Annotated in this window: 26 protein-coding genes; 11 read left to right on the plus strand and 15 right to left on the minus strand. The window is 62.4% G+C overall.

Annotated features, from left to right (window positions below):
* Positions 1-14: 14 nt before the first annotated feature.
* The gene (locus tag ABDJ38_RS12335; protein WP_346785415.1) at positions 15-950 is read right to left on the minus strand and encodes an ABC transporter ATP-binding protein; all 936 of its coding nucleotides are present in this window, start codon (positions 948-950) and stop codon (positions 15-17) included.
* A gap of 92 nt (positions 951-1,042) precedes the next feature.
* Here ABDJ38_RS12335 and ABDJ38_RS12340 point away from each other — a divergent pair, with 92 nt between their 5' ends.
* Together ABDJ38_RS12340 and ABDJ38_RS12345 are read left to right on the plus strand one after the other, a co-directional pair.
* The gene (locus ABDJ38_RS12340; RefSeq protein WP_346785416.1) at positions 1,043-1,270 is read left to right on the plus strand and encodes a zinc-finger domain-containing protein; all 228 of its coding nucleotides are present in this window, start codon (positions 1,043-1,045) and stop codon (positions 1,268-1,270) included.
* A gap of 118 nt (positions 1,271-1,388) precedes the next feature.
* Positions 1,389-1,787, plus strand: a complete 399-nt coding sequence (locus ABDJ38_RS12345; protein ID WP_346785417.1) for a hypothetical protein — start codon at positions 1,389-1,391, stop codon at positions 1,785-1,787.
* Between the two features lie 114 nt (positions 1,788-1,901).
* On the opposite strand, the gene ABDJ38_RS12350 is transcribed toward ABDJ38_RS12345, so the two are convergent.
* Positions 1,902-2,135 (minus strand): hypothetical protein, encoded by a 234-nt coding sequence (locus tag ABDJ38_RS12350; RefSeq protein WP_346785418.1) that lies wholly within the window; start codon positions 2,133-2,135, stop codon positions 1,902-1,904.
* Positions 2,136-2,229: 94 nt separating this feature from the next.
* On the opposite strand from ABDJ38_RS12350, the gene ABDJ38_RS12355 reads away from it, so the two are divergent.
* Positions 2,230-2,373: a hypothetical protein gene (locus tag ABDJ38_RS12355; RefSeq protein ID WP_346785419.1), complete on the plus strand. Its 144-nt coding sequence runs from the start codon at positions 2,230-2,232 to the stop codon at positions 2,371-2,373.
* Positions 2,374-2,438: 65 nt separating this feature from the next.
* Here ABDJ38_RS12355 and ABDJ38_RS12360 read toward each other — a convergent pair whose 3' ends face one another.
* From ABDJ38_RS12360 to guaA, 6 genes are all read right to left on the minus strand, one after another.
* Positions 2,439-3,074 carry an acetyltransferase gene (locus ABDJ38_RS12360; RefSeq protein ID WP_346785420.1) on the minus strand — a complete coding sequence of 212 codons (636 nt, stop codon included), beginning with the start codon at positions 3,072-3,074 and terminating at the stop codon, positions 2,439-2,441.
* 1 nt (position 3,075) lies between these two features.
* Positions 3,076-4,371, minus strand: a complete 1,296-nt coding sequence (locus ABDJ38_RS12365) for an ANL family adenylate-forming protein (RefSeq protein WP_346785421.1) — start codon at positions 4,369-4,371, stop codon at positions 3,076-3,078.
* On the minus strand, positions 4,371-5,048 hold the full coding sequence (locus ABDJ38_RS12370; RefSeq protein WP_346785422.1) for an SDR family NAD(P)-dependent oxidoreductase: 678 nt from the start codon (positions 5,046-5,048) through the stop codon (positions 4,371-4,373). Before ABDJ38_RS12370 ends, ABDJ38_RS12365 begins: the two co-directional genes overlap by 1 nt.
* Positions 5,049-5,324, minus strand: a complete 276-nt coding sequence (locus tag ABDJ38_RS12375) for an acyl carrier protein (RefSeq protein WP_346785423.1) — start codon at positions 5,322-5,324, stop codon at positions 5,049-5,051. It lies immediately after the preceding gene.
* A gap of 424 nt (positions 5,325-5,748) precedes the next feature.
* Positions 5,749-6,123: an EamA family transporter gene (locus ABDJ38_RS12380; protein ID WP_346785424.1), complete on the minus strand. Its 375-nt coding sequence runs from the start codon at positions 6,121-6,123 to the stop codon at positions 5,749-5,751.
* A gap of 354 nt (positions 6,124-6,477) precedes the next feature.
* A complete protein-coding gene (gene guaA, locus ABDJ38_RS12385; protein ID WP_346785425.1) occupies positions 6,478-8,052 on the minus strand; it encodes a glutamine-hydrolyzing GMP synthase in 1,575 nt (524 codons plus the stop codon).
* Positions 8,053-8,241: 189 nt separating this feature from the next.
* Between guaA and ABDJ38_RS12390 the strand changes: the two genes are divergently transcribed.
* On the plus strand, positions 8,242-8,544 hold the full coding sequence (locus ABDJ38_RS12390; RefSeq protein ID WP_346785426.1) for a UrcA family protein: 303 nt from the start codon (positions 8,242-8,244) through the stop codon (positions 8,542-8,544).
* 475 nt (positions 8,545-9,019) lie between these two features.
* Here ABDJ38_RS12390 and ABDJ38_RS12395 read toward each other — a convergent pair whose 3' ends face one another.
* Positions 9,020-9,718, minus strand: coding sequence for a ZIP family metal transporter (locus tag ABDJ38_RS12395; RefSeq protein ID WP_346785427.1), 699 nt, complete (start codon positions 9,716-9,718; stop codon positions 9,020-9,022).
* Between the two features lie 109 nt (positions 9,719-9,827).
* Here ABDJ38_RS12395 and gyrB point away from each other — a divergent pair, with 109 nt between their 5' ends.
* Positions 9,828-12,350 carry a DNA topoisomerase (ATP-hydrolyzing) subunit B gene (gene gyrB / locus ABDJ38_RS12400; RefSeq protein ID WP_346785428.1) on the plus strand — a complete coding sequence of 841 codons (2,523 nt, stop codon included), beginning with the start codon at positions 9,828-9,830 and terminating at the stop codon, positions 12,348-12,350.
* A 31-nt stretch (positions 12,351-12,381) separates the two neighbouring features.
* On the opposite strand, the gene ABDJ38_RS12405 is transcribed toward gyrB, so the two are convergent.
* From ABDJ38_RS12405 to ABDJ38_RS12415, 3 genes are all read right to left on the minus strand, one after another.
* On the minus strand, positions 12,382-13,035 hold the full coding sequence (locus ABDJ38_RS12405) for a TetR/AcrR family transcriptional regulator (protein ID WP_346785429.1): 654 nt from the start codon (positions 13,033-13,035) through the stop codon (positions 12,382-12,384).
* Between the two features lie 90 nt (positions 13,036-13,125).
* Entirely contained in the window at positions 13,126-13,644 is a 519-nt protein-coding gene (locus tag ABDJ38_RS12410; RefSeq protein ID WP_346785430.1) for a hypothetical protein, read from the minus strand.
* Between the two features lie 87 nt (positions 13,645-13,731).
* On the minus strand, positions 13,732-14,775 hold the full coding sequence (locus ABDJ38_RS12415; RefSeq protein WP_346785431.1) for an alpha/beta hydrolase: 1,044 nt from the start codon (positions 14,773-14,775) through the stop codon (positions 13,732-13,734).
* Positions 14,776-14,929: 154 nt separating this feature from the next.
* Between ABDJ38_RS12415 and ABDJ38_RS12420 the strand changes: the two genes are divergently transcribed.
* From ABDJ38_RS12420 to ABDJ38_RS12430, 3 genes are read left to right on the plus strand one after another with little or no spacing between them, the layout of a single operon-like run.
* A complete protein-coding gene (locus tag ABDJ38_RS12420; protein ID WP_346785432.1) occupies positions 14,930-16,456 on the plus strand; it encodes a sensor histidine kinase in 1,527 nt (508 codons plus the stop codon).
* 10 nt (positions 16,457-16,466) lie between these two features.
* The gene (locus tag ABDJ38_RS12425) at positions 16,467-17,234 is read left to right on the plus strand and encodes an ATP-binding cassette domain-containing protein (protein ID WP_346785433.1); all 768 of its coding nucleotides are present in this window, start codon (positions 16,467-16,469) and stop codon (positions 17,232-17,234) included.
* Complete coding sequence (locus ABDJ38_RS12430) at positions 17,231-18,787, plus strand: ABC transporter permease/substrate-binding protein (RefSeq protein ID WP_346785434.1); 1,557 nt, start codon at positions 17,231-17,233, stop codon at positions 18,785-18,787. The genes ABDJ38_RS12425 and ABDJ38_RS12430 overlap by 4 nt, the downstream gene beginning before the upstream one ends.
* Here the strand turns inward: ABDJ38_RS12430 and ABDJ38_RS12435 are convergent.
* Both ABDJ38_RS12435 and lgt read right to left on the minus strand, forming a co-directional pair.
* Entirely contained in the window at positions 18,784-19,848 is a 1,065-nt protein-coding gene (locus tag ABDJ38_RS12435) for a class I SAM-dependent methyltransferase (RefSeq protein WP_429771114.1), read from the minus strand. The genes ABDJ38_RS12430 and ABDJ38_RS12435 overlap by 4 nt on opposite strands.
* Complete coding sequence (gene lgt, locus ABDJ38_RS12440; RefSeq protein WP_346785435.1) at positions 19,845-20,741, minus strand: prolipoprotein diacylglyceryl transferase; 897 nt, start codon at positions 20,739-20,741, stop codon at positions 19,845-19,847. The genes ABDJ38_RS12435 and lgt overlap by 4 nt, the downstream gene beginning before the upstream one ends.
* 130 nt (positions 20,742-20,871) lie before the next feature.
* Between lgt and ABDJ38_RS12445 the strand changes: the two genes are divergently transcribed.
* Both ABDJ38_RS12445 and ABDJ38_RS12450 read left to right on the plus strand, forming a co-directional pair.
* Positions 20,872-23,649, plus strand: coding sequence for a [protein-PII] uridylyltransferase (locus ABDJ38_RS12445; protein ID WP_346785436.1), 2,778 nt, complete (start codon positions 20,872-20,874; stop codon positions 23,647-23,649).
* A 315-nt stretch (positions 23,650-23,964) separates the two neighbouring features.
* Positions 23,965-24,594 (plus strand): response regulator transcription factor, encoded by a 630-nt coding sequence (locus ABDJ38_RS12450; RefSeq protein WP_346785437.1) that lies wholly within the window; start codon positions 23,965-23,967, stop codon positions 24,592-24,594.
* A gap of 562 nt (positions 24,595-25,156) precedes the next feature.
* Here the strand turns inward: ABDJ38_RS12450 and ABDJ38_RS12455 are convergent.
* Complete coding sequence (locus ABDJ38_RS12455; protein WP_346785438.1) at positions 25,157-25,825, minus strand: YggS family pyridoxal phosphate-dependent enzyme; 669 nt, start codon at positions 25,823-25,825, stop codon at positions 25,157-25,159.
* Between the two features lie 20 nt (positions 25,826-25,845).
* On the opposite strand from ABDJ38_RS12455, the gene ABDJ38_RS12460 reads away from it, so the two are divergent.
* Complete coding sequence (locus ABDJ38_RS12460; protein WP_346785439.1) at positions 25,846-26,388, plus strand: thiamine phosphate synthase; 543 nt, start codon at positions 25,846-25,848, stop codon at positions 26,386-26,388.
* Positions 26,389-26,451: the final 63 nt, after the last annotated feature.

Consider the following 26,451-nt stretch of genomic DNA (forward strand, 5'->3'; position numbering starts at 1 on the left):
CCAGAGGTAAGTGCTCAGGCCCCCGCGCTGGTCAGCTGAACGAACACGTCTTCAAGATCGGCCTCGCGCGTGGTCACGTCCTCAATGGCGAAACCCGCTTCCTGCAGCCGCGCCAGCACCTTGCCCGCGTTGCTCTCGCGCTTGTCGTAGGTGACCTCTATCAAGCGCTCGCCCGCCTTCTCGACCTTGCGGAAATACGGGTCGGACGGCAGCTCGGTCACATCCTTGTCGACCGTTACGGCAACGATCTTCTCGCCCATCTGACCGATCAGCTCGGCGGTCGGCTTGTTGGCCACCAGCTCGCCGTGGTTGATGATCGCGATGCGGTCGCACAGCTGCTCTGCCTCCTCGAGGTAGTGCGTGGTCAGCACCACGGTCACGCCTTGCGCGTTCAATTCCTGCACCAGCTCCCAAAGCTGCCGCCGCAGCTCGACATCGACGCCCGCGGTCGGCTCGTCGAGCACGAGGACCGGCGGCGAATGGACCATGGCCTTGGCGATCAGCAGCCGCCGCTTCATCCCGCCCGAAAGCGTGCGGGCATAGGCGTCGCGCTTGTCTTCCAGCCGCACCGCGCGCAGCAACTCTTCGGAACGGCGTAGCGCTTTGGCAATGCCGTACATCCCGCCCTGATTCTCCAGCACCTCGAACGGGGTAAAGAATGGGTCGAACACGATCTCTTGCGGCACAATGCCAATCGAGAGCTTCGCATTGCGCGGGTGCGCGTCGATGTCGTGCCCCCAGATGCTTATCGCGCCCGAAGTCTTGTTCACCAGCCCCGCCATGATGTTGATGAGGGTCGACTTGCCTGCCCCGTTGGGCCCGAGCAACCCAAACACACCGCCCTGCGGCACGTCGAAGGAAAGACCTTTGAGCGCCAGCTTCGGCTCGGCCTTGCCCGACCCTGCATAACGCTTCACCACATCGCGGATTTCGATCGCTGCTTCGCTCATGGCGCATCCAATGCGCGTTCGCCCCGCCAGAGGCAAGGGGCAGGCTGCAGACCATATTGCGAATCCGCCCGCTCCGCAGTAGGGCTGTGGGCATGGATAAGGCACCTGAAACCACCATCGTCGAAACCCACCGCGTCTGGTGCGATGGCGCTGGCGACATTCGCGGCGGTGAGAACTATCGCCCGGCCTCGCTCGGCCATCCGCGCGTGTGGATGGAAATCGACGAAAAAGGCTATGTCGATTGCGGCTATTGCGACCGGCGCTTTGTTCTCGCTGGCGGCGCGGCGGACGAGGGAAGCGTTACCGGCGCGGCCGCCTGACGGTGCATCCGGCTGGAGCCGGTGGCGACGTAACGAAAAACTCTCCTGCCCGTTCTGAGGTCATGGCACGTTCATTCCGTCTATGAGATGGTACTGCCATATGAACAGGAGAGCATCCATGAAGACCTTTATCGCACTTGCAGCCGCATCGACGCTGGCGCTGGGCGCGGCGCCGGTCTCCGCAGAAACGCCAGCGGAGCGCGCCGAGGCTCGCCTTGCCGAGCGTCTCGAAGGCCGCACCGCAGGTGAGCCCGAGAGCTGCATCACCGTGATGAACAGCAACAAGCTCGAAGTGGTGGAACGGATCGGCCTCGTTTACGAGCAGGGGGACACCATCTGGGTGGCGCGCACCACCAGCCCGAACCAGCTGCGCTTCGACGACATTCCGATCATCGAGCGCATGGGCAGCCAGCTGTGCCGCCAGGACGTGATGCGCACCGTCGACCGGTCGACCGGATCGTTCACCGGCGCCCTGTTCCTTGAGGACTTCGTGCCTTACACCCGCGCCGAGGACTGATCGGCCAAACCGGCATAGCCCCAAAAAATGGCCCGCCTGCGCAGAACGCGAGGCGGGCTTTTCTGCGTCTGCGCCGCGGACGCGGCCCGATCGGAAACGCGCCCCCGCCTCCGGTCACGCACTCAGACTGAAGGGGAAAGGCACCTTCCCTACGAAGCGCGGGGCCATTGCCTCCTCTCGACCTTGCAGATGCATCTCCACGCGATAGGCAGGCTCTGGTACGGCATCGTAGTCGCCCGCCAACTGGGCCGCGTCATAGCTATCGTAGGTGCCGATAACACCGTTCGCAGTGACCTCCACGGTCAAGGCGCCATCGGAACGAACATCGAGATAGTCGATGTGCGGCAAGCACCGCTCCGCACCGGCGAGTGACAAGGCGGTACCAGCACGCAAGTCGGCAAGCAGCTCGCGCGAGGTATCGCAGCCGTAGAGGAACGAGAGATTGATCCAGCGCGCGCAGCAAGCCGAATGCGCGGGACTGCGGCAATTGCTGGCCCGGCTCGAGCCCGATAGCGGTATCGATCTCGGGCGGGCCTCGCTATCGGTCATTTCGGGCCTCGCGCTCGACCTGCTGCTTATGACCTGAGCGCCTGGCTCGCCACCGTTACGCAGAGGTCGGCTTGCTACGCGCACTCCGCCCAGCTGCGCCAATCAGTCCGTGAAGCCCGGAAGCTTCAGGCGCTTTGCCGGATTTCCAACGACAGTTACGCCCGGGCGCACAGAAGAAAAGACAACCGCACCCGAGCCGACCGTGGAGGAATCTCGGACTTTCAAACCCTGAAGAATGCTCGATCCCGAACCGATGAGCACACGAGATCCCACCGATACAGCGCCACCGACTTGCGCACCCGGGTTTATCTGCACGAAGTCATCGAACGTTGCATCGTGCCCGACTCCAACCATAAAGTTCAGGTAGACATGGCGTCCGAACGACACATCTGATCCCACCACACAGTTCGGAGAGACGATGAGCCCCTGATCAGGAAGCTCCTGAATATCCGTGGCCAACACAGATGATGAATGGGCCAGATTCGGAAAAACAAACCCAGCGGATTCGAGCTTCTTGGAAACCGCCTCCTTGGTGATTGGGCTCCCGATCGCAAGAACTGCATATCTGGTGCCCACGAGTTCGGGAGTAATATCACCCTCAAAGAACTTATCGGGCAGCTTAAATTTGGAATACTCTTCCGAACTCTCGGACGAAAAACCTACTATATTCACTTCGTCTGAAAAGAACGCAGCGAACTCCCTGGCAAGCCCGCCGGTTCCTACCACCACCACATCCATACTATGCTCTCTTGAATCTGTGGCCGACACCAACCGAGGAAATCTTAAGCCGCTTCGGCAACATATGCGCGGGCAGCTTCGAGCTTAGGAACGCCTTCAATTCACCCTTGTCCAAGTCCCGATCGGCAGCCGGCTGAACGGTAAGCTCGACATGTTGACCGGTAATGGGATTTGGTTTGCCTTCGGCTTTCGCCAGCTCGACGTTCGCGAACTGCAAGGCCACTCGTTCGACCTCCGAAGCCATAAACTTCAAACCGCCAACGTTGATGACTTCGCTTGTTCGCCCGACAACCTTATAATATCCATCACGTTCTTCAACGATGTCTTTGGTGTTATACCAGCCATCTTCGTCAAAGGGACTATCCGCGTTCAGATAGCCCAGCATCCTTGTCTGTGACCGGATCTCGAGAACATCCTCGACCACTCTGGTCTCAACGCCTTCGCCGCCAACCTTCATAAAGAGACTATTTCGCGCTTCGCTTTTGACGCGCACAATTCCCAATTCGGACATTCCAAATGTCTGCCTGAAGTCCACGTTCGGCAGCAATTCGCACAAGGCATCCAGTGTTGGCTGATCCATTCGCTCGGTGCCATAGGTTATGATCCGAAGCGTGTCTGGAACCCTATCCGGTATTAGCCCGCTCATCAGCATCATGCGAAGAAAAGTCGGCGTAGTTGGCAAAACCTCAATCTTGTGCTCCGCACATGTCGACAATATATCTTCAACATTCCGGGACTTCGGGGCTACAACTGTACCCTTATTAAATAAGGTATGGAGCAGTGTATTAAGCCCACCGATGTGATCAAATAACAAAAAGTTTATAGTCTTTAAGGTGGGGCGCGGCGTTTCAAAGCGCTGCATGAACAATGTTAAGTCATGCAAGATCGCCTTAGGCCGGCCGGTCGTCCCTGTTGAAAACAAGACAAGTCCGGCGTGTTCCTGTGTGCGAAGCTTTTCGATGAAGTCGTGCTTGCGGCCATGCTCTATACGCCTGACGACACCGTTCTCTATAACAGCATCGACCAATGCAGATTCGAAGAAGTATTCATGTTGAGCCCTCGTATCCGTCGTAAGAGGCACGAGAATTACGTTTTTGTCGATCAACTCCAACAACGTCAGAATCGATTGCGGGTCAAAGTCACCAATGAGGGCGACAACATCTCCGCTCCTTATGTCGCTCAAATCAATAGATTCTTGATTCGATATCTCACTGAATTTCAGTTCACCGCTTGCGTGAACAAGAAATGGGTAGTCGATCCCGCGCCAACGCTCTTTAAGCTTATCCAATACTTTCATCAGACACCGCCCACATTTAATACTTGCCCACTCAGCGAGGCGGCCCTGTCATCGATTAATAGCTCGACCAGATCGCACACATCCGCCTTGTGGAATTGCCTTGGGATCACCTGCCGAGAGGTTATCTTGTCAATTTGCTCATCGGTTATCCCCCTTAGCAAGTCCGTGCGTATGGGGCCGGGCGCGATACAATTAACCCTTACATTGAAGTCAGCCATTTCTCTTGCGAAGGTGCGCGAAAATGACTCAACGCCAGCTTTCGAAGCTGCGTAAACCGATTCGCCCTTCAAGGCCAAGGCGACAGCGATAGTTGAGAAATTTATAAAACTTCCCTGCTTCTGTCGTAGCATTATCGGCGCAAAAAGCTGGCAGCAGTATATTGTTCCAACAAGATTTGTTTGGATCAATTTCTGGACAGTAGACTCGTCAGTAGTGACAGCCATATTCATCGACGCGACACCAGCTGCATTGATGAATGCCTTCATCGGCCTCTTCATCCGCTTGATTTCGCGGGCAGCGTTTTTCACTGAAGCATAGTCACTGACGTCACATTCAACGCCTTCAACATCTAAAGCGCTAACCGATCTGGCAAGACCAACCACATCTTCGCCATTTCCCACAAGCCGCTCGGCTATCGCTTTTCCCAGCCCGCGGCTAGCGCCAGTAACAACAATCACTTACGCCTCCGACTGGCTTGCAAATTCTTCGGCGAGCGCCGAAACGCTTCGGAACATACCGCGAGACTTGGACATAGCCGCTTCCGATGTCCAATCGAATTCGAAGCCGTGATCATCTGCCAAGTCTTCCAGAGCAAGGCAAACTTCGACGAGTTTCATAGAATCCAGAAGAGACTCGCCCCCAATCAGGTGCATCTCCTCGGTGACTTCAGTGTCACCTTCAAGCACCTCGGATATGACTTGAATAACTATTTCCTTGGCCTGCTCAATTTTCATCGCTCAATTCCATCGCAACATGAAGATGTCTAAGAAATTCGAATTTGTATAAATGCGCCAAGATCGACGAAACTTTCTTTCGCACAGAGATTTATTTTTTGTTCTCTGTAGCCCGTTTCTTGGCGTCATATCCAATTATTCGCGAGCCTTCATGTGATGGCTTCTAGCGTCACAGCTTAAGGCATATGCTATAGGTTCGGCATGAGAATGAACAGCGCGTTTTTCTTGATTCATTGGAGTGTATCGTATTGTGACAGAGGGTGTTGAGGCCTGAGAGCGTAACCTCGCACAGCCTATGGGTTACACCGCATTCCCCGGACGAAGCGCCCTGCCGGAACGGGGGCAAGTCCTCGTCGAACTTGAAGCTGGCCACTGGCGTCCAACTATTGCTTTTGAATAGAGTGCAACACGATCGGGCGCGTTTCTAGGTAGATTTTCCCAAGCGGGTCATGAAAACGCCTGCCAGAACAATTGCCGTGGACGCCACCTTCGCCAAACTGAGCTTTTCCTTGAGCACCAATACGCCGATCAAAAGAGCGAAGACGATCGAAGTCTCGCGCAGGGCGGTGACAAGCGCGATCGGCGCCTGAGTGAACGACCAGATCACCAAGGCAAAGGCCGCGTAAGACGCACCCCCTCCGAGCACCGCAATACGCAATCCCTCTTTCGGTACACGCCGCAAGATCGATGGGCACGCGATCGCGGTAATTGCGATGAATGCCAGAGCATTACCGATAGTCAGCCAGCCGTAGTAGCCCAGTGCCGTGCCCGCTTGCCGCGCATCAAGCCCGTCGATCAACGAATATGATGCGATGAAGCAGCCGGTGAAGAGCGCCTGCCCGACAACGACGGCTGCCGTGCCGAGATACTATGTCCTTGCCGCCTTTGAGCATCGCATTCCACGCTGCGTGGAGGGCAGCCGCAAGGAGAACTGCAAAGAAAACGGTCATGCTCATGGCCGCGAGCCATAGCGGCAGGAACAAGCGTCCCTACAGCTAATGCTCTTGACTGGTAATGCTCTCGACTGGCACCAATGAGACTTTGCTCATGTGCACACGAGCCGCGGCCACCGCCTGCACGACCACGCCGAGACGACCGTTTATTCTGGCTCTTCCACGGCAGCCCGAGCAGAGCAGCCCGACAGCGCCCGGAATCACTCCCACTCGATCGTGCCTGGCGGCTTCGACGTATAGTCATAGACCACGCGGTTGATCCCCTGCACCTCGTTGACGATGCGCGTGGCGCAGCCGGTCAGGAACTGCGCATCGAACGGATAGACATCTGCGGTCATTCCATCGGTGCTGGTGACGGCACGCAGGCCACAGACGCTGTCATAGGTGCGATAGTCGCCCATCACGCCCACCGTCTTCACCGGCAGTAGCACGGCGAAGGCCTGCCAGATCGCGTCGTAAAGCCCCGCCTTGCGGATTTCGTCGAGATAAATCGCGTCGGCCTTGCGCAGAATATCGCAGCGCTCCTTGGTCACCTCGCCGGGGATGCGGATCGCAAGGCCCGGTCCGGGGAACGGATGACGGCCCACGAACTGGTCGTTCAGGCCCAGCTCGCGGCCCAGCTCGCGCACCTCGTCCTTGAACAGCTCGCGCAGCGGCTCGACCAGCTTCATGTTCATCCGCTCGGGCAGGCCGCCGACGTTGTGGTGGCTCTTGATCGTGACGGAGGGGCCGCCGGTGAAGCTGACACTCTCGATGACATCGGGATAGAGCGTGCCCTGCGCGAGGAAGTCCGCCCCGCCGAGCTTGTTCGCCTCTTCCTCGAACACGGCGATGAACTCCGCGCCGATGAACTTGCGCTTCTTTTCGGGGTCGGTCACGCCGTCAAGCCCGGCCATGAACCGCGTCTCGGCATCGACCACCACCAGCGGGATGTTGTAATGGTCACGGAACAGTTTCTCGACCTGTTCGCGCTCGTTCATCCGCAGCAGGCCGTGGTCGACGAAGACGCAGGTGAGCTGGTCGCCGATCGCCTCGTGAATGAGGATCGCCGCCACCGAGCTGTCGACACCGCCCGAAAGGCCGCAGATCACCTTGCCGTCGCCGACCTGCTCGCGGATCTCGGCAACCTTGGTATCGCGATAGGCGGCCATGGTCCAGTCGCCCGCAAGGCCGCAGACCTTGTGCACGAAGTTAGCCAGCAGCTTGCCGCCATCGGGGGTGTGGACCACCTCGGGGTGGAACTGCGTGCCGTAGAACTTGCGAGCCTCGTCCGCGATCACCGCGAATGGGGCGCCGTCGGATACGGCAACGATCTCGAACCCGGGGGCAAAGCGCGTGACCGTGTCGCCGTGGCTCATCCACACCTGATGGCGCTCGCCCTCTGCCCAGAGGCCCTCGAACAGCGCGCAGTCCTTCGTCACCGTGAGGTAGGCGCGGCCGAACTCGCCGCCGTCGCCAACCTCGTGACCGGGGCGGACTTCGCCGCCCAATTGCTGGCTCATCACCTGCTGGCCATAGCAGATGCCGAGGATGGGCACGCCCGCCTCGAACAGCATGTCGGGCGCGCGGGGCGATCCCTCTTCGGGGACGCTGGCCGGGCTTCCCGAGAGGATGATGCCCTTGGGCTGCATCCGGGCGAAGGCCTCTTCGGCGAGCGTGAAGGGCGCGATCTCGCAATAGACGCCGGCTTCGCGCACGCGGCGCGCGATCAGCTGGGTCACCTGGCTGCCGAAATCGACGATAAGGATGGAATCGGGGAGGATATGTGCCGTCATGATGTGCCGATAGGAAGCAGGCGCGCCGCTGTCCAGCGCCCGCGCGCCTCAACGCGCCCTGCGCGCTTTGCGCAACAGACGTCCGGCTTTTTGCAATTGCGATGTTTTGTTCGCACCTGCACAATGCAAGGACAGTCTAAGGGATGGACCTGTCAAAGGCGTTTGCAACCTTATCAAGGAGATAACGCCATGAAGAAACTGACCACTCTCGCCCTTCTTTCCACTCTTGCCCTCGCGCCTGCGGCTCAGGCCCAGTCGGCCTTCGTCATGGTCATCGGCGAGCGCAGCTACGAGCAGAGCCGCCCAGACCGCGCCCCGTTGACCGACGAACAGCGCATCGAAATCGCGGCTGAGCAGGCTTGCGAGAAACCCTTCATCCGCGACCTCAAGGGCCAGCGGCTCTATGCCGAATGCCTTACCGAAGCGCGCGCGCAAGCCGTTGCGCAACTGGCCGCGAATACCACTGAAGGGACGCAGCTCTCGCTTCGTTAATCCTTTATTGCAAAGGACTTAGGGCTTCGGCACATAACCGCAACCTTTGTTGCATAATACGCAACACATGCCGAAGTTTTCGCATTTGCACAATAATGTTGCGGCGCACATATGCGGCTCAAGCCAAGGGGCGATCAACAAGACCCCGGCAATGCAGGAGCACCATAATGCGCAATTTCGCCCAGATCATGTTCACCACGCTCGCCGCGGTGGCGATCAGCGGCACGCTGTTCACCAGCGTCCTCGCCTGATCCCAATCCACGCAGCGCCAAGCAAACACTCATTCCGTTAGGAGACCCTCGATGAAAGCTCTGATGATCCGCATGTTCAACGCCTACTTCGATAGCCTGGCGCGCAGCCCCTATCCCGCCGCCTGGATGTTCTGATCTCTCCTCTCCCTAGGAGCATCCAGTGGCGATTGGCCGCCTTCCCGCAACGGGGAGGCGGCCATTTGCTTTTGTGCAACAGCGCACGATCATGCCAGTTCGCCCAGCCCCAGCGCCATCAACAAGCCCAGCATCGTGGCCACTCCGGCCCAGTGATGGTCTTCGCGAAAGGCCTCTGGAAAAACCTCGGTGGCGAGGCTCGCCACAACGGCTCCGGCCGCAACGCAGCGGATGAAGGCGAGCTGGTGCTGGTCCGCACCGCCAAGCAGCAGGTTGCCCGCGATGGCCGCCGCCGAGAGCAGCGCTGCAGTTCCCACCCACAGCATTAGCGCTTGCCGATGGGCAATACCGCTCTCGCGCATCTGGCGTGCACCGCCAGCCGCTTCGGGAAGGTTAGAAAGCAGGATGGAGCCAGCCAGCGCAGCGACCTCGATGGGCGTCGCCCCGATCAGCGCCACACCCAGCGCGAGATTTTCCGGAATACCATCGAGCGTAATCGCCGCGAGCAGGCCTCCGCCCTTGCTCGGCCCCCAGTGTTCGTCGATCAGGTAGTCCACACCCGAGAACACGATGGCGCCAAGCGCCACTCCGAGCGAACTGACCAGCAGCGTCGAACGCTCCATTGAGGGTTCGATCAGTTCGGTCACGACTGAAAGCAGCAAGGCCCCGCCTGCAAGCGCGACCAAGAAGCCCTGAACCTTGTCGGGAAGGGGCCAGTAAAGCCCCCAGATCGCGCCCAGAACCAGCGCGCCCGAGACGACCAGCACAACGATCAGCGTCATTGTCATGCCGCGACAACGCTCCATCCGGGCGATCGGTGCCACTGGCGGTGGAAAAGCGGGCCGCCAGGAGGTGCTTACGCTTGGGAATCGCGTCCGCCGCGCCTATATAATTGCCATGAGCGAGAACAATGGGAACGCCCCCCGCCAGGGCGAATACGGCGCCGATTCGATCAAGGTCCTGAAAGGGCTCGACGCAGTCCGCAAGCGGCCGGGCATGTATATCGGCGATACCGACGACGGGTCGGGCCTGCATCACATGGTGTTCGAAGTCTCGGACAACGCCATCGACGAGGCTCTCGCCGGCCACTGCGATCTCGTTCTGATCGAGCTTAACCCCGATGGCTCCGTCTCGGTGGAGGACAACGGCCGCGGCATCCCGGTCGACATGCACAAGGAAGAGGGCGTTTCCGCCGCCGAGGTCATCATGACCCAGCTGCACGCGGGCGGAAAGTTCGAGAACACTTCGGACGATAACGCCTACAAGGTTTCCGGCGGCCTGCACGGCGTGGGCGTCTCGGTGGTCAACGCACTTAGCGAATGGCTCGAACTGACCATCTGGCGCAACGGCGAGGAGCACTGGATGCGCTTCGAGCATGGCGATGCGGTCGAATCCTTGCGCGTCGTGGGCGATGCGCCGAAGGTCGAGAGCAATTCGGACGCAAACGGCTTCAAGAAGGGCACCCGCGTGACCTTCCTCGCCAGCACCGACACCTTCAAGAATGTCACCGATTTCGATTTCGAGAAACTCGAACACCGCTATCGCGAGCTGGCCTTCCTCAACTCGGGCGTGCGCATCAAGCTGCGCGACCGGCGGCACGAGGAAGTCAAAGAACACGATCTCTATTACGAAGGCGGCATCGCGGCCTTCGTGAAGTATCTCGACCGCAACAAGCAGCCGCTGGTGGCCGAACCCATCGCCGTCTCGGCCGACAAGGACGGGATCGGGATCGAGGTCGCGCTGCAGTGGAACGACAGCTATTACGAAAACGTCCTCTGCTTCACCAACAACATCCCCCAGCGCGACGGCGGCACCCACCTTGCCGCTTTTCGCGCCGCGCTTACCCGCACGCTCAACAACTATGCTTCGGCAGCCGGGCTGATGAAGAAGGAAAAGGTTTCGCTTACCGGCGAAGACATGCGCGAAGGACTGAGCGCAATCGTCAGCGTGAAGCTGCCCGATCCCAAGTTCTCCAGCCAGACCAAGGACAAGCTCGTCTCGTCCGAGGTGCGGCAGCCGCTCGAAGGCCTGATGGGCGAGAAGATGACCGAATGGCTGGAGGAGAACCCCGCCGACGCCAAGCAGATCATCCAGAAGATTATCGACGCCGCCGCTGCGCGCGAGGCCGCCAAGCGCGCCCGCGAAATGAGCCGCAAGGGCGCGATGAGCGTGGCCAGTCTGCCCGGCAAGCTCTCCGACTGCCGCGAACGTGACGCCAGCAAGGCCGAACTGTTCCTGGTCGAGGGTGATTCGGCCGGCGGCTCGGCCAAGTCGGGCCGCGATTCCAAGTATCAGGCGATCCTTCCGCTGCGCGGCAAGATCCTGAATGTGGAGCGCGCGCGGTTTGACCGGATCATCTCATCGAAGGAAGTCGGCACGCTGATCCAGGCCATGGGCACCGGCCTGCGCGACGAATTCAACCTCGAAAAGCTGCGCTATCACAAGATCGTGATCATGACCGACGCCGACGTCGACGGTGCGCATATCCGTACGCTGCTGCTCACCTTCTTCCACCGCCAGATGCCCGAGATCATCAAGGCCGGGCACCTGTTCATCGCCCAGCCGCCGCTGTTCAAGGTCGCCAAGGGCCGCAGCGAGGTCTACCTCAAGGATCAGGGTTCGCTCGATCGCTATCTGGTCAGCAACGGCCTTCAGGACCGGGTGCTGGAAACCAGTGGCGGCGCGCGGTCGGGCGGGGATCTTGCCGACCTCGTCGAGCAGGCGCTGCACCTGAAGAACCTGATCACTTTCGCTCCGCGCAAATACAACTCCGCCGTGATCGAGGTGATGGCGCTGGCCGGCGCGCTCGAACCGGGTCTTGCTCCTTCAGCACGCAATGCCGTGCTGACACGCGCCGCAGCGTGGCTGCAGACCGGCGATCCCGAAGCCGAATGGAGCGCCAACGTGACCGACAACGGCGATGTGCGGTTCAACCGCGTCTGGCGCGGCGTGACCGACGTACACCTGATCGAGGAGCGCTTCCTCGACAGCGCCGAGGCCCGCAAGCTGCACACGCGCGGCGCGGCCCAGGCCGAAGCCTATGCCACCCCCTCGCGGCTGGTGCGCGCCGGACAGGTGGCCGAGCCGGAACCGGTGGACGACGATGCAGGCGATGAGACCGAAAGCCCCGTCGCATCTCCCGATGGCCTGATCACACGCCCCTCGCAGCTGCTTGAGGCGGTGCTCGCCTCGGGCCGCAAGGGCCTTGCGATCAGCCGTTACAAGGGTCTTGGCGAGATGAACGCCGAACAGCTGTGGGAGACAACGCTCGACCCGGATAACCGCGAGCTGCTGCAAGTGAAGGTCGAGGACGCCGACGTTACCGACGAGATCTTCACCCGCCTGATGGGCGACGTGGTCGAACCGCGCCGCGAGTTCATCCAGGACAATGCACTGAACGTCGCCAATCTGGACGTTTAGAGTGGATCGGCCAAAGGTCGACCGGTTGGCGTTAAATCTCCGTGCGAATCGGCGGCAAGGGCATATGAGCGAAGCGATAGGCATCTTCGCGCCCTACGCCGAGGCCGCATAGCGCAAAGCCGGCAATGGCTTCGGGGAAGTCCTCCGGCGGATCGGCGCGCAGCACTGAACTCAACGCGGCAAGCGTCGAACCGAGCAGGATATCGCGCCCGACTTCACTCGACGGCACGGGAAAAACGCCTTCCTTGATGCCTCTGGCCACGGTCCCTTGCGCCCGGCGATAGGTCTCCGATCCGAACATCTGACCCGAGACGCTCATGTTCAGCATCGACCACCCCCAGCGCGGATCGCGGCGCGCGCGGCGCAAATAGAACCTAATGCCCGCCGCGGCGCGCTGTCGTGCATCGGGCACCCTGTTGAGAGCTTCGGTCACGGCCTTCAGGAAATCATGCGTAGCCTCGTGCGTCAGCCCTTCACGCAGTTCGACCATGCCGGCAAAGTGGTTGTAAAAGGTCGCGCGGGTAACGCCCGCAGCTTCCACGATTTCCTCGATGCTGACAAAGAGGCCATCCTCGTCGCCGAACTTGTCGAAGGCGGCAGCAATGATCGCCGCGCGCGTTTTCGCGCGTCGCTGTTGGCCGACTCTCGCCCGCCCGTCAGCCGTGACACTCTCGCTTGCAGTCATCCCGGGCACCTATAGGGCTGAGCCACCCATTGCCAAGAGGCAAGGCCGCCTTTCGCCAGCAAGTCTGCCAAAAATGCGGTGAAGTGGTCGCTATTTCTCACGCTTGTCGGCAACCGTATTCGTTGTCACGATCGAAGGCAGAGCCGCGCCCGGTCCGGCATCGGCCACATAGTCCGAGCGGCGGTACATGCGCCCTAGATCGATCTCGTCAAACGGGCTGGTGGCGTCCGCAAGGCGATAGAGAGCGCCGGGTGCAATCGAGAAGTACCCTGCGCTGCCATCGAAATTGGTAATTGCGATACGCCCTGAATCGAGCTTCTTATAGTTGCCAGAAGTCGTGCCGTCCGGGCTGACATATTCGTAAGTGCCCGCCTCCTTGTCGAGTGTGAGCGTGAAATGCGAGCCATCGATGCCAGTGAAGGTATAGCTGCCGGAATAGTCGATGGTGTCGACCCCGTCGGCGTTCGGGGCAGGCATCCGGTCGGGATCGGGCTCGTTGGCGACCCGTTCGGACGGCTCCGGCGTCGCAACTGTCTCCTCAGTCGGCTCATCGCCTCCGCAGGCGGCGAGCAACACCAGGGGCACCAGGGTGAGAGCGAATCTGTCCATCCGTTTGTCCTTTCAATGAGAGAAGAAACGGGCGCCCTCCCGGCTGGGTTCCGCGCGCGGACAAAAAGCTGCGCGCTCGCGGTCTGGTCAGTCTCCGGTCATGGCGATGTGGCTGGCTATCCAAGGCAGAACCACCGCACTGAAGCGCTGCCCGATCTTGTCGGTGTGGGTGCCTTCATAGATGGCCCAGTCGTGCGCAATGCCGAATTTTTCCAGCTCTTCGTGAATGAGCAGGTCATCGCGCATCAGGCTGTCTTTATCGCCAACATCGGCACCGATGGCCGTAAAGCTCTCGAGCTGGGCGACATGGCTGGCGACCTGCACCAGCGGCGCATTATTCACCCACTTCGCCATCACCAGCTCATCGACCTCGCCTGCAGCATTGACCGGCCAATCAACGAAATAGGGTGGATTGGCCGGATTGGGCGCCCATGCCACCGCACTCGCCAGACCGGCGCGCATGCCAAAGCCCGAATTGTCGGCGCCTTCACGCGGGACGGCGGCCATGGCTGAGCCACTCTCAGACGTTTCCCTGCGCGGAGAGACGCAGCAGGCGCTCTGCGCCCAGATCACCGCAAACTGCTCGGGATGGGCCATGCCCACCATCCAGGTGCCATACCCGCCCATCGAATGCCCCACCAAGGCGCGCGAATCACGCTCGGGGATCGTCCGATAGTTCGCATCGATATAGGCGACGAGATCGGTGGCGACGAAATCGCGGAAGTTGCCGGTGGTTACCGAATTCGAGTACATCGAGCCGCCCATCGCGGTCAGCGTATCGGGCACGACGACGATGAATTCGCGCCCGGCGGCGGCATTATCGGCCACCGCTGTGGGCACCTGCATGAAGTCGTAAAAGTCGCGGCCTGAGATAGCGAAGCCGTGCAGATAATAGACCACGGGATAGTGCCGGGTCGGGTCGCGGCCATAACTCGGCGGCAGCACGACCATCACCTCACGATCGGCGCTATTGCCTTCGAGATTGCCCTCAAGCGTCGCGCCGTGGACCATCACGCTCTCCACCGTGATGCCGGCCGGCACCACGGCATCGGGCGCAGTGATGTTCTGGGCCAGCACGGGGCTGGCAGCGGCAAGAGCGAAGGCGGCAGCAGAAGCCAGATACCTGATCATCTAACAATTCCTTTTTGTAAGCATATGCTGCCGCGGTACAGCCTCACGGGCGTGGAGGGCAATCCTATTTCGTGCACGACCGGGCCATTTGGCTTCGATGCCCGCGCTTGGACTGTGCCGCCGCAAGGTATAGAGGGATCGGCGGAATACGATCATGAGAGCCGAAAACCTGCCGCCCGTCTCCTCTGCCGCCTCAGAGGGAGCCACCGCGAATAGCGCGGAAGACAGTGTGCGCCATGCGGTAATCTCCAGCTTTTCGCTCGACCGCCTGCAAGACGATCCCGAGTTGCAGGCGATCACACAGTTTGCCGCCCGCCTGTGCGGGGTGCCGGTCGCGCTGGTCTCGATCGTCGAAGACGCTCGCCAGCGGCTCCTCGCTCGCGAGGGCGTGGAAGAACACGAAACCCCGCGTGATATCTCGTTTTGCGCGCATGCCATGCTCGGCGAAGGTGCCATGGTGGTGCCCGATGCCACTCGTGACGCACGCTTTGCCGATAACGCGATGGTCACCGGCCCACCGCACGTCCGCTTTTATGCTGGCCAGCCGCTGGTCTCGCAGGAGGGCACCCCACTCGGCGCGCTATGCGTGATAGATGTAGAGGAACACCCAGCCGGGCTGGACGACTTTCAGCGCGAGGGGCTGGCGGTGCTGGCGCAATCGGTGATGCGGCTGCTTGAGGCACGCCGCGAGGATCTGCGCGCCCGCCGCACAATTGCCGACCGCGAAGAGCAGATGCGGCGCATGATCGAAGGCGTGCCGCAGATCGCATGGTCGCTCGATGCCACCGGGTGCTTCGACTATTTCAATGCGCGCTGGAAGCAGATCACGGGCGCCGAACCGCCGCAGGTCTTGCAGGATTGGCGCCCCTTCATCCATCCCGACGACGCTGACGAAGCTCTCGCAAAGTGGGATCGCGCAGTTGCCGGAGACGAACCGTTCGAAGCCGAATTCCGTCTGCGGCGTGCTGACGGGTCGTGGGGTTGGGCGCTCGGCCAGGCCGCGCCCGTCACCAGCAAGCAAAGCCAGAACCACTGCTGGTTCGGCACCATCACCGATATCCACGAGGTCCACCAGGCACTTGAGGCGCGCGATCTGCTGGCAGGCGAACTGTCACACCGGATCAAGAACATCTTTGCGGTGGTGATCGGGCTCGCACGGCTCAAGGCCGCCAATGCGCCCGAGCACAAGGCCTTCGCCGAGGATCTGGCCGACACGCTCTATTCGCTGAACCGCGCGCACGACTTTGTGCGGCCCTCGAGCCGATCGGGGCAGGAGCATCTGCAAGGTCTGCTCGCCGCCCTGTTCGCGCCCTATCGCGACCGGCTCGGCCAGCCGCGCGTGGCGATCAGCGGCACCGACAGCAAAATCGGCGCGCGCGCTGCCACCCCGCTGGCGCTGGTGTTCCACGAACTGGCGACCAATTCGGCCAAATACGGCGCGCTTTCGAGCGCGGAGGGCACGGTCGAACTGACCATCACCGACAGCGACGACAACCTGCTGCTTGAATGGCGCGAACGGGGAGGTCCACCGCTCTCCGGAACGCCCAGCGACAGCGGGTTTGGTTCCCGCCTGATCGAGATGAGCGTGAGCGGCCAGCTGCAGGGTAGCTGGGAACGCCGCTTCGAGGCCGAGGGGCTGGTTGCCGAGCTGACGGTTTCCAAGGCGGCCATTGCTCCCTAGTCTGCCGCCGATGGCAGATGCCCCCGTCTCCTTCCTGGAATTCGACCATGTTTCGAAGCGCTTCGGCGCGACGCTGGCGGTTGATGACGTTTCGCTCCTTATTGCGCGCGGCGCCTTTGTCGCGCTGGTCGGGGCTTCTGGGTCGGGCAAGTCGACCTTGCTCAAGACGGCGAACCGGCTGGTCGAGCCCGATGCGGGCCGCGTGCTGATCGAAGGGGCCGACGTTGTTGCCGGGCCTGCACCTCTGCTGCGCAGACGGATCGGCTACGTGTTTCAGGGCGTGGGCCTGTTCACCCACCGCACCGTTGGCGAAAACATTGCCATGGTACCGCTGATTTCGGGTGCGGGGCAACTTTCCGAGGCGCGGATCGGCGAGCTGCTCGACCTCGTCGAACTGCCGCGCGACATCGCCACCCGCTATCCCGAGGCGCTGTCGGGCGGGCAACGCCAGCGCGTGGGCATCGCGCGCGCATTGGCGGGCGACAGCCATCTGTTGCTGATGGACGAGCCGTTCGGCGCGCTCGATCCGATCACCCGCGCCAGCCTCGGTGAACGCGTGCGCGCGCTGCACGAAGAGCTGGGCCTCACCACCGTCATGGTGACGCACGACATGGCCGAGGCCCTGCTGCTGGCAAGCCGCGTGCTGGTGATGGAGGCAGGCCGGATCGTCGCCGACGAGACACCGGCAACGCTGCTTGCGGGCGCGGGCGGCGAAGTGGCGCAGGCGCTGGTGGCAGTCCCACGTGAGCAGGCGCGCAAGCTCGGGGCCTCGGCATGAGCGATCTTATCTCCGCGCTCCTCCGGCTCGGGCCGCAACTGGCCGAGCACGTCCTGCTGAGCGCAGCCGCCGTGGCGCTAGGCCTTGCCATGGCGCTGCCGCTGGCCTTGTGGGCAGCGCGCTCTCGCACCGTGGCACGGCTCGCACTCGGTTTTGCCAGCCTCGTGCAGACGATACCGGCATTGGCGCTGCTGGCGCTGTTCTTCCCGATCCTGCTCGCCGCGCGGGCGGTCTTCGGGGAAGGCCTGCCGACCTTGGGGTTCCTGCCCGCCTGGCTGGCACTGGGCCTTTACGCGCTGTTGCCGATCCTCAGGAACGCGGTGACCGCGCTCACCCATGTCGATGCCGAAGCACTCGAAGCGGCGGACGGCATCGGCATGACGCGCTGGCAACGCCTGCGCCATGTCGAGGCTCCGCTCGCCGCGCCCTATGTGATGGCGGGCATCCGCACCGCCAGCGTCTGGACCATCGGCGCGGCCACGCTCGCCACCACCATCGGCCAGCGCAGCCTTGGCGACCCGATCTTCGCCGGGTTGCAGACGCAGAACTGGGCGCTGGTGCTGGCGGGCTGCATCGCCTCGGCTTCGCTCGCGCTGGTAGCCGATGGGCTGCTCGGGCTGGTCGAGCGCGGGATCGCCGCGCGCCGCCCGCGCCTTGCGTGGATCGGTGCGGCGCTGGCTCTGGCCGGGCTCGCCGCCGCCGGTTTCACGCAAGTCCGGGCGAGTGGCGGAGAGGGCCGCGAGGTGGTGACCATCGGGGCCAAGTCGTTTTCGGAGCAATACATCCTCGCCCGCGCCATCGGCATGATGCTCGAGGATGCAGGCTACCGGGTCGACTATCGCGACGGGCTCGGCTCGGCGGTAGTACACGAGGCGGTGACCAGTTCCGCAATCGATATCAGTATCGATTATACGGGCACCTTGTGGGCCAACCAGCTTGGCCGCACCGACAATCCGGGCCGCGCAGCCATGTTCGACACCATCGTCTCCTGGGAGCAGCGCACCAGCGGCACGAAGGTGCTTGGCAGGCTCGGGTTCGAAAACGCTTACGGACTGGCGATGGACCGCGAGAAGGCGGACCGCGCGGGGATTGCCACTATCGGCGATCTTGCCACGGGCGCGCCCGGCATGACCATCGGCGGCGATCCCGAGTGGTTCGAACGGCCCGAATGGCATGCGGTGCGCGAAGCCTATGACCTGCGCTTCGCCTCCCAGCGCACCTTCGCCCCCACCTTCATGTACAACGCGCTGCAATCGGGCGAGGCCGACGTGATCAGCGCCTATACCTCGGACGGGCGGATCGCGGCGAACAACCTCCTGATGCTTGAAGACCCGCGCGAGGCGCTGCCTAATTACGACGCGATCCTGCTTGTCAGCCCGCGTCTTGCCGAGGACCCTGCGCTGGCCGAAGCGCTCGCCCCGCTGATCGGCGCAATCGACGTGGAAACAATGCGCGAGTCCAACCTGATGGTCGACCGAAACGAGGACAAGCGCAGCGTCGACGAAGCGGCGCGCTGGCTGCTAGCCGAGATCGGTGCAATCGAGAGCCGCTAAAACCCCGCGCCCTCGGGCCAGTCAGGCGCAGCCAGAGCCAACACTTTGAACAGGCTGCCCATCTCGGTAGGCAAGGTGAGGCGGTCGCGTGCAGCCATCAACGCTTCGCGATGCTGGGGGGCGAAGTTCGCCAGCGCCTCGGCGCGCGCATCGATGCCAAGAGCCTTGAGGAACGCGCCCTGCTCGGTGGTGCCGAGCCAGCGCGCCCCGCGCGACTGCGCCACCGCCGCACACTGCGCAAAATCGACATGGGCGGAGATGTCGGCCACGCCCGGCTCGGCCAGCCAGTCGACCTTGCGATGGGCGCGCACCGCCTGCACGCTGGAGCCGTTGCGGCTGGTGGCATAGCCATAGTCGATGAACAGCGCCGCGCCGCCCTGCTTCACCAGCCTCCCCGCCACCTCAAACAGGGTGGCCGCCGCGCCAGGGCAGGTCTCGATCACGGTGCCCGACGGCGCATCGCGGCGCGCTTCGGGGACTGCCGAGTCCATCGGCACCTGCCCCGGCACTTCGACGAAGCGGTCCTCCCCGTCGAGCCCGATCATCACCTCGCGCCAGCCGTGGTCGGTCATCACCAGCTGGCGCACGGGCAGCGCATCAAGGAACTCGTTCGCCACCAGCAGCACCGGCCCTTCCATCGGTACGCTCGACAGATCGTCATGAAACTGCGCCTCGGGCACCTGCTTAAGCTGTTCGCTGCGCAAGGCGACCGAGCCTTCGACCAGATGCTGACGTGGTTCGAGGCCGTAGCGCTTCATCGCCCGCGTGGCATCGCGAGCCAGCGTGCCGCGCCCCGGCCCCAGCTCGACATAGTGGGCAGGCTCTGTGCGTCCGGCGCGGATCCACATGTCGGCCAGCCACAGGCCGATCAGCTCGCCGAACATCTGACTGATCTCGGGCGCGGTGATGAAATCGCCCGCCTCGCCAAACGGCTCACGACGCGAATAGTAATGGGCATTCGATTCGCCCATGAATTGCATCAGGCTGATCGGCCCGTGCGCCCGGATCAGGCGGCGGAAGCTATCGGCCAGCGCCGCAGTCGGCTCGCCCTGTCTGGTCAATCCTTGCCCTCTTCCGGCGGTGTGAGCGGAGCCGGGCGGCTGAGCGACCACACCACCAGCCCGATTGCCGCCACGATCAGCGGGATCGTCAGCCACTGGCCCATGCTGAGGCCAGTGCGGGCGGCGAATTCGGCCAACTGCGCATCGGGTTCACGGAAGAACTCGACCGTGAAGCGCGCGACCGAAATCACGGCGGCGAAGGTCCCCACCATCACGCCGGGGCGATAGCGCGCACGAGTGAGCCAGAACAGGCACAGCATCACCACGATCACCACGAAGCCTTCACCGAACGCCTGATAGAGCTGGCTCGGATGGCGCGGCTCCGGCCCGGCGCCGGGGAACACCATCGCCCATGGGATGTCGGAACGGACCGCGCGGCCCCACAGCTCGCCGTTGATGAAGTTGGCGATGCGTCCGAACATCATCCCGAAACCGACGTTGACCGAGATATAGTCACACACACGAATGAACGAGAGCCCGTTCTTCCACGAGATCCAGGCGATCGCGAGCACCACGCCGATCAGCCCGCCGTGAAAGCTCATCCCGCCGTCCCACAGCCGCAACACGCCCCACGAGACGAAGGTGTTCGGCACGAAAGTGGTCCACAGCTCGGGCTGGTAGAACGTGGCATAGCCGAGCCGTCCGCCAAGGATCACGCCGAGTGTGCAATAGAAAAACAGGTCGTCGGCATGGCGCTGCGCCATCGGCGCGCCGGGCTGGCGGATCATCTTCGACAGGTGCCAGTACGCAAGCAGGATGCCCGCAAGATAAGCCAGCGAATAGTACTTGATGGTGAAGAACCCGAGGTCGATCCCCTCGCGCAGTCCAAGGTCCGCCCAGTTGAGCGGCGCATTCGCCGCTGCGCCCGCCGCACTTGCCGCAATCTCCAGCATATTAGCCCTTTGTCTTGCCTGTGCTGCGGCGCTCTGGCCGCGACCGGATTGCGCTTTGGCACAGGCCGCTGGAGCTTGGAAGGGCCAGCGGCTTTGCAATTCGTCGAGCCGCCCTCTATTTGCCCAAGTCGTGAGCCTTCCGACGATCCCCAAGCAACGCGCGGTCATAGACCGTCGCGCCCTCGCCCAGAAAATTTCCCGCGTCGTAGAGGACAAGGGAGCCGAGGCCGGTCGCGCCGATATCGTGGAGCTGCTGCGCACGGCTCTTGCAGCAGGCCGCGAAGAGATGGCCCGCCGCCTCGACGAACGCCCCAGCGCCGGGCACGAGATCGCGCATGGCCATGCCTTCCTCGCCGACCAGCTGATCCGTGTGGTTCACGATCACGTGATCGACAACGTCTATCCCTCGCACAACCGCAGCACCGGCGAACGGCTCACGCTGGTCGCGGTGGGCGGCTATGGCCGCTACGAGATGGCGCCGCATTCGGATATCGACATCGCCTTCCTCACCCCTGGCAAGCCAACCGCCTGGTGCGAACAGGCGATCGAGGCGATGCTCTACTTCCTGTGGGACCTCAATCTCACCGTCGGCCATTCAAGCCGCTCGCTCGACGAGATGGTGCGGATGGCGAAGGAAGACCTCACGATCCGCACCGCGCTGCTCGAAGGGCGTTTCCTATGGGGCGATCAGGCGCTCTACGACGAGGCGACCGCGCGCTTCTTCGCCGAGGTAGTGAGCGGGAGCGAGAAGAAGTTCGTGGCCGAGAAGCTGGCCGAGCGCGAAGCCCGCCACAAGCGGATGGGCGATTCGCGCTATGTCGTCGAGCCGAACGTCAAAGACGGCAAGGGCGCGTTGCGCGACCTGCAGACGCTCTACTGGATCGGCAAATATGTCTACCGCGTGCGCAACGCTGCCGAGCTGGTCGACAAGGGGTTATTTACGCAGCGCGAATACGGCACCTTCCGCCGCGCCGAGGGGTTCCTGCTTGCCGTGCGCGCGCATCTGCACACCATCGCCAAACGCGGCGAGGACCGGCTTACCTTCGACCTGCAGCGCGAGGTTGCGCGCCGGATGAACTATGCCGACCGCCCCGGCAAAAGCGCCGTCGAGCGGTTCATGCAGTTCTATTTCCTCCAGGTGCAGCACGTCGGGCACCTGACCGGGGTGTTCCTCGCCCACTTCGAGGAGGAAGCGGTCGACAAGAGCCGGGTCGCGGAATTCTTTTCCTCGTTCCGCAACAAGAAAGCGGAGACAGTCTCGGGCTACCTGCTCGATGCCGGGCGGCTGGCCGCGCCGGATGACGACTGGTTCAAGGATGATCCGGTCCGCCTGATTGAGATCTTCGCCATCGCCGAGGCCGAGGGCGTCGAGATCCATCCGGCCACCTTGCGGATGCTGCGCCGCGATTCGGGCCTGATCAACCGCGCGCTGCGCCGCGAACCGCGCGCCAACAAGTTGTTCCTCGATGTGCTGTGCGGCCACAAGGACCCTGAAACCGTGCTGCGCGCGATGAACGAGGCAGGCGTATTCGGCCGCTTCGTGCCCGATTTCGGCAAGGTCGGCGGGCAGATGCAGTTCGACATGTATCACCACTATACGGTCGACGAGCATACGATCCGCGCCATCGGTCTGCTGGCCAAGATCGAGCGCGGCGAATTCGCCGACGATCACCCGCTCGCGACCGAAATCCTGCCCAAGATCGCCAATCGCCGGGTGCTCTATGTCGCCACGCTGTTGCACGATATCGCCAAGGGGCGCGGCGGCGACCATTCGCTGCTCGGCGCGGAGGTGGCGCTAAAGCTGTGCCCAAAGCTGGGGCTCGACGAGGACGAGACGGAGCTGGTCAGCTGGCTGGTCGCCAAGCACCTGTTGATGAGCGCAACCTCGTTCAAGCGCGACCTCACCGACTACAAGACGATCAGCGACTTCGCGGGCGAGGTAAGCTCGATGGAGCGGCTGCGGCTGCTGACCGTGCTCACCATCGTCGATATCCGCGCGGTCGGCCCCGGCATCTGGAACAGCTGGAAACGCCAATTGCTGGCCGAGCTTTACGAGCTGACCGAGGAACGGCTCCGGCTCGGGCACAAGGCACATGGGCGCGAGGCGCGGGTGGCCGACAAGAAATCCCGGGTGGCCGATATTCTCGGGGCCCAGGCGGAACTGATCGATGAGTTGGAGGACCGCTTCGACGATTCCTACTGGATCGCCGAGCCCGAGGACATCATCGCCATAAACCTGCCGCACTATGCCGCGGCACGGCAGCTTGACCACAAGCTCTCGATCCACACCGAACCCTACCCCGCGCTTGGCGCCACGCTCGTGACCGTGATCGGCAACGACCACCCCGGCCTGTTCTTCCGCATTGCCGGTGCGATCCATCTGGCCGGCGGCAATATCATCGATGCGCGCATCCACACCAACCGCATCGGCAAGGCGGTCGACAACTTCCTCGTGCAGGACCCGCTCGGCAAACCGTTCGACGAACCGTCGCAGCTTCAGCGACTGAAGACCGCGATCGAGGATGCGCTGGCCAACCGGATCGACATCGTGCCCCGGCTCGAAAAGCGCCCCCTCAAGAGCCGCCGGGCGGAGAACTTCCATGTCAAGCCGCTGATCCTGTTCGACAACGAGGCTTCGAACCGCTTCACCGTCATCGAGGTCAACGCCACCGACCGGCCCGCGCTGCTCAACCGGCTGACGCGGGCGATGTTCGAGACCAGCCTGCTGATCAACTCGGCCCACATCACCCAATATGGCGAACGCGCGGTCGACACCTTCTATGTGACCGACCTGCTGGGCGACAAAATCACGAGCAAGGAGCGTCTCGACAAGGTTAGACTGGCCCTCCTCGAAGCGATTGCGGCTGGCGAACCAGAGTTCGAAGACGAAGAGGCAACTGTGCAATAAGCGCCACGGGCAAGCGTCTGGCACCCCCTTGCAAATCGCGATAGGGGCCCCGTGATGAGACCCGATTTCCTTGTCGAGCTCTTAATCGGGCGACAGGTCTGGTTGATTGCACACGATGAACCTCGGCGCCATCGGCAATTGCCGAATCTTCAACCGTATGTTTTATAAAGATTTTTCTTGAACAGTCGGCTGCACAATAGGTTAACCTCCGCTATACTTATAAGTATTTTAACCTATTCCTTCTATTGTAGATAATTGTGGAACAGGTTTAGGTATGTGATGTCACGTAGTTTGGTGACATGAAGGAAAGCAGGAATGGTCGCACAAGCACAGGTCATGACTCCTCTCGACCGCATATATGTCATCGATTCGGACAGCCGACGCCGCGCGCAAATCGCCAAGATGAGCTACGAGGTCGGCCTTCATGCCGAGCCGTGCCAGGATCTCGACGAATTTGCCAAGCTCGTGAGACGGGACGGTTATGTCCTGTCCGCCGACAACGAGGATACCGCTTCGATCGCCGAAGTGATGCGAACGACCCAGGCAGTGGAATTCAGCCTTCCGGCTTCGGTCTATTCGGAAGACCCGACGCCGCAGCGGATCGTTTCCGCCATGCTGAACGGCGCCCTCAATTACCACGTCTGGCCGCTTAGCACGGAAGACCTCAAGCGTGCGGTTACCATGACGCCCGAGCAGGTCTCGCTGGCGCGGCTGCGCTCGAAGCAGTCCGCCGCCAATGCCGCCATCGGTCAGCTTTCTCCGCGTGAGGTGGATGTGCTGCGAGAGATGACGCGCGGCCACTGTAACAAGGTGATCGCGATCAAGCTCGGCATCAGCCCGCGCACGGTGGAAATCCATCGCGCCAACCTGCTCAAGAAGCTGCCCATGCAGTCGACCTCGGATGCCATCCGCATTGGCATCTATGCCGGTCTCGACGAAGACTAGGGTTCGGGCAGCCCCAGGCCAATCCCGCAGGCCAATCCCGCACACCGCACGCACGATTGCCCGCGCAATCGAGGTATCGCGCATTGTCACCTGCGTCTCTGCTTCGCGCAGCCACAAGCTGATCGTGGCCTCTTGGCCATCTCCGGTGGCTACGGTGAGGTCGAAAGCCTTGCCTATCAGAGAATAGGCCGCGGCCTGGCTCGACTGCCGCAGCACCTGTTCGAACAGATTTTCGGGCAGGCTCGGCGCGAACCATTGCCGGAAGGGCGGCGGGCTAAGTGCCAGCACGTGATAAAGCCTGCGCAGGCCTGCGAATTCGTCCACCTTCGCATCGCTCGCCATCGATGTGGCTATGCCTTGCAGGGTTTTCTTCCAAAGTCCTGGATGAAGCGGTTCCAGCAACACAGACGGCCTTTGTCCAACCGGTTTGCGGGCCGACAGGCCCGCTCAAGAAGCCCCAGTCTGGACACAGGACATTGCAATTGGCGCAACGGGAGGCTCAGGAACCATCCATACTGCTCAGGCTCGCCGGCTCGATGGCCCGCGACCGGTGTGGAGAAAACTACCCCTCGCGCGCGCCGAACAGCGCACTCCCAACGCGCAGGTGCGTGGCGCCCAGCTTGGTCGCGGTCACATAGTCGCCGCTCATGCCCATGCTACGCCCGGGAAGCCCGTGATCGTCGGCCAGCTTCGCCAGCAGCGCGAAAAACGGCGCAGGCTCGATTCCCGCAGGGGGCACGCACATCAAGCCCACCACCGGCAGCTCGGCCTGACGCGCCTCGCCCAGCAGACCGGGCAGATCGGCAATCGCACAGCCGCCCTTCTGCGGCTCGGAGCCGATGTTCACCTGCACGAACAGGTCGATCCGCTTATCCAGCTTGTCCATCGCCTTGGCCAGCGCCGACACCAGCGAGGGCCGGTCGAGCGAGTGGATACAGTCGAACAGCGCCACCGCGTCCTCGGCCTTGTTCGATTGCAACTGGCCGACCAGATGGAGCGCGATCTCGCCGTGGCGCTCGATCAACTCGGGCCATTTGCCCTGCGCCTCCTGCACCCGGTTCTCGCCGAAGACGCGCTGGCCAGCCTCGATCAGTGGTGTGATCGCCTCGGCCGGATGCGTCTTGCTGATCGCAATCAGGGTGACCTCTTCCGGCTTGCGGCGGGCGATCTTGCAGGCTTGGGCCACTTCGGCGCGGACTTCGGCCAAACGGGAACTCGCATTGTCAGTCATGCCGACGCTATAGCGAGCGCATGCACCAACGCCAGTCCTTGCCGAACCTGTGGCTGCTTTCAGACGCGCGCAACGATGGCGTTCTGGAGGAGGCCCTCACCCGCCTGCCGCGCGGCAGCGCCTTCGTCTATCGCCACTATCACCTGCCCCCACGCAAGCGCATCGCCCGCTGGTGGCGCTTGCGCGACCTGTGTCTTGCGCGCGACCACCTGCTGGTGCTCGCCGACAGCGCGCTGACCGCTCGCGAATGGGGCGCGCAGGGGACCTATGGCGCGCCGCTCGCACTCTATCCGCAGCGCGCGGACCTGGTGCAGATCGCCACGGCCCACACCATGCGCGAAATCGCGCAGGCCAACCGCAAGCGCGCCGATGCGATAATGCTCTCGCCCGCCTTCGCCACCCGCTCGCACCCGGGCGCACCACATCTCGGGCCGGTCCGCTGGCATCTGTTCGCGGCTCATGCGCAGATGCCCGTTATCGCACTCGGCGGAATGACCGCGCAGACCGCCCGCAGGCTCGGCACGCAGCGATGGGCGGCGATCGACGGGTTGAGCGCATCCTGAGGCCTTAGCTGCACCAAGCTTGACCCCGCTGCCCCGGTCTGCGATTCTCGCAGCGGGACGCTT

Origin of the sequence: Aurantiacibacter flavus (genome assembly GCF_039710615.1) — a bacterium.
GTDB classification, from domain to species: domain Bacteria; phylum Pseudomonadota; class Alphaproteobacteria; order Sphingomonadales; family Sphingomonadaceae; genus Alteraurantiacibacter; species Alteraurantiacibacter flavus.

Bases quoted from the DNA above. Each gene is read 5' to 3' on its own strand.
- ABDJ38_RS12395 (WP_346785427.1), bottom strand. From the start codon at position 9,718: ATGACAATGACGCTGATCGTTGTGCTGGTCGTCTCGGGCGCGCTGGTT.
- ABDJ38_RS12455 (WP_346785438.1), bottom strand. From the start codon at position 25,825: ATGACTGACAATGCGAGTTCCCGTTTGGCCGAAGTCCGCGCCGAAGTG.
- lgt (WP_346785435.1), bottom strand. From the start codon at position 20,741: ATGCTGGAGATTGCGGCAAGTGCGGCGGGCGCAGCGGCGAATGCGCCG.
- ABDJ38_RS12460 (WP_346785439.1), top strand. From the start codon at position 25,846: ATGCACCAACGCCAGTCCTTGCCGAACCTGTGGCTGCTTTCAGACGCG.
- ABDJ38_RS12420 (WP_346785432.1), top strand. From the start codon at position 14,930: ATGAGAGCCGAAAACCTGCCGCCCGTCTCCTCTGCCGCCTCAGAGGGA.
- ABDJ38_RS12365 (WP_346785421.1), bottom strand. From the start codon at position 4,371: ATGAAAGTATTGGATAAGCTTAAAGAGCGTTGGCGCGGGATCGACTAC.
- ABDJ38_RS12425 (WP_346785433.1), top strand. From the start codon at position 16,467: ATGGCAGATGCCCCCGTCTCCTTCCTGGAATTCGACCATGTTTCGAAG.
- ABDJ38_RS12360 (WP_346785420.1), bottom strand. From the start codon at position 3,074: ATGGATGTGGTGGTGGTAGGAACCGGCGGGCTTGCCAGGGAGTTCGCT.
- ABDJ38_RS12340 (WP_346785416.1), top strand. From the start codon at position 1,043: ATGGATAAGGCACCTGAAACCACCATCGTCGAAACCCACCGCGTCTGG.
- ABDJ38_RS12410 (WP_346785430.1), bottom strand. From the start codon at position 13,644: ATGGACAGATTCGCTCTCACCCTGGTGCCCCTGGTGTTGCTCGCCGCC.
- ABDJ38_RS12345 (WP_346785417.1), top strand. From the start codon at position 1,389: ATGAAGACCTTTATCGCACTTGCAGCCGCATCGACGCTGGCGCTGGGC.
- guaA (WP_346785425.1), bottom strand. From the start codon at position 8,052: ATGACGGCACATATCCTCCCCGATTCCATCCTTATCGTCGATTTCGGC.
- ABDJ38_RS12390 (WP_346785426.1), top strand. From the start codon at position 8,242: ATGAAGAAACTGACCACTCTCGCCCTTCTTTCCACTCTTGCCCTCGCG.
- ABDJ38_RS12415 (WP_346785431.1), bottom strand. From the start codon at position 14,775: ATGATCAGGTATCTGGCTTCTGCTGCCGCCTTCGCTCTTGCCGCTGCC.
- ABDJ38_RS12430 (WP_346785434.1), top strand. From the start codon at position 17,231: ATGAGCGATCTTATCTCCGCGCTCCTCCGGCTCGGGCCGCAACTGGCC.
- gyrB (WP_346785428.1), top strand. From the start codon at position 9,828: ATGAGCGAGAACAATGGGAACGCCCCCCGCCAGGGCGAATACGGCGCC.
- ABDJ38_RS12405 (WP_346785429.1), bottom strand. From the start codon at position 13,035: ATGACTGCAAGCGAGAGTGTCACGGCTGACGGGCGGGCGAGAGTCGGC.
- ABDJ38_RS12450 (WP_346785437.1), top strand. From the start codon at position 23,965: ATGGTCGCACAAGCACAGGTCATGACTCCTCTCGACCGCATATATGTC.
- ABDJ38_RS12375 (WP_346785423.1), bottom strand. From the start codon at position 5,324: ATGAAAATTGAGCAGGCCAAGGAAATAGTTATTCAAGTCATATCCGAG.
- ABDJ38_RS12335 (WP_346785415.1), bottom strand. From the start codon at position 950: ATGAGCGAAGCAGCGATCGAAATCCGCGATGTGGTGAAGCGTTATGCA.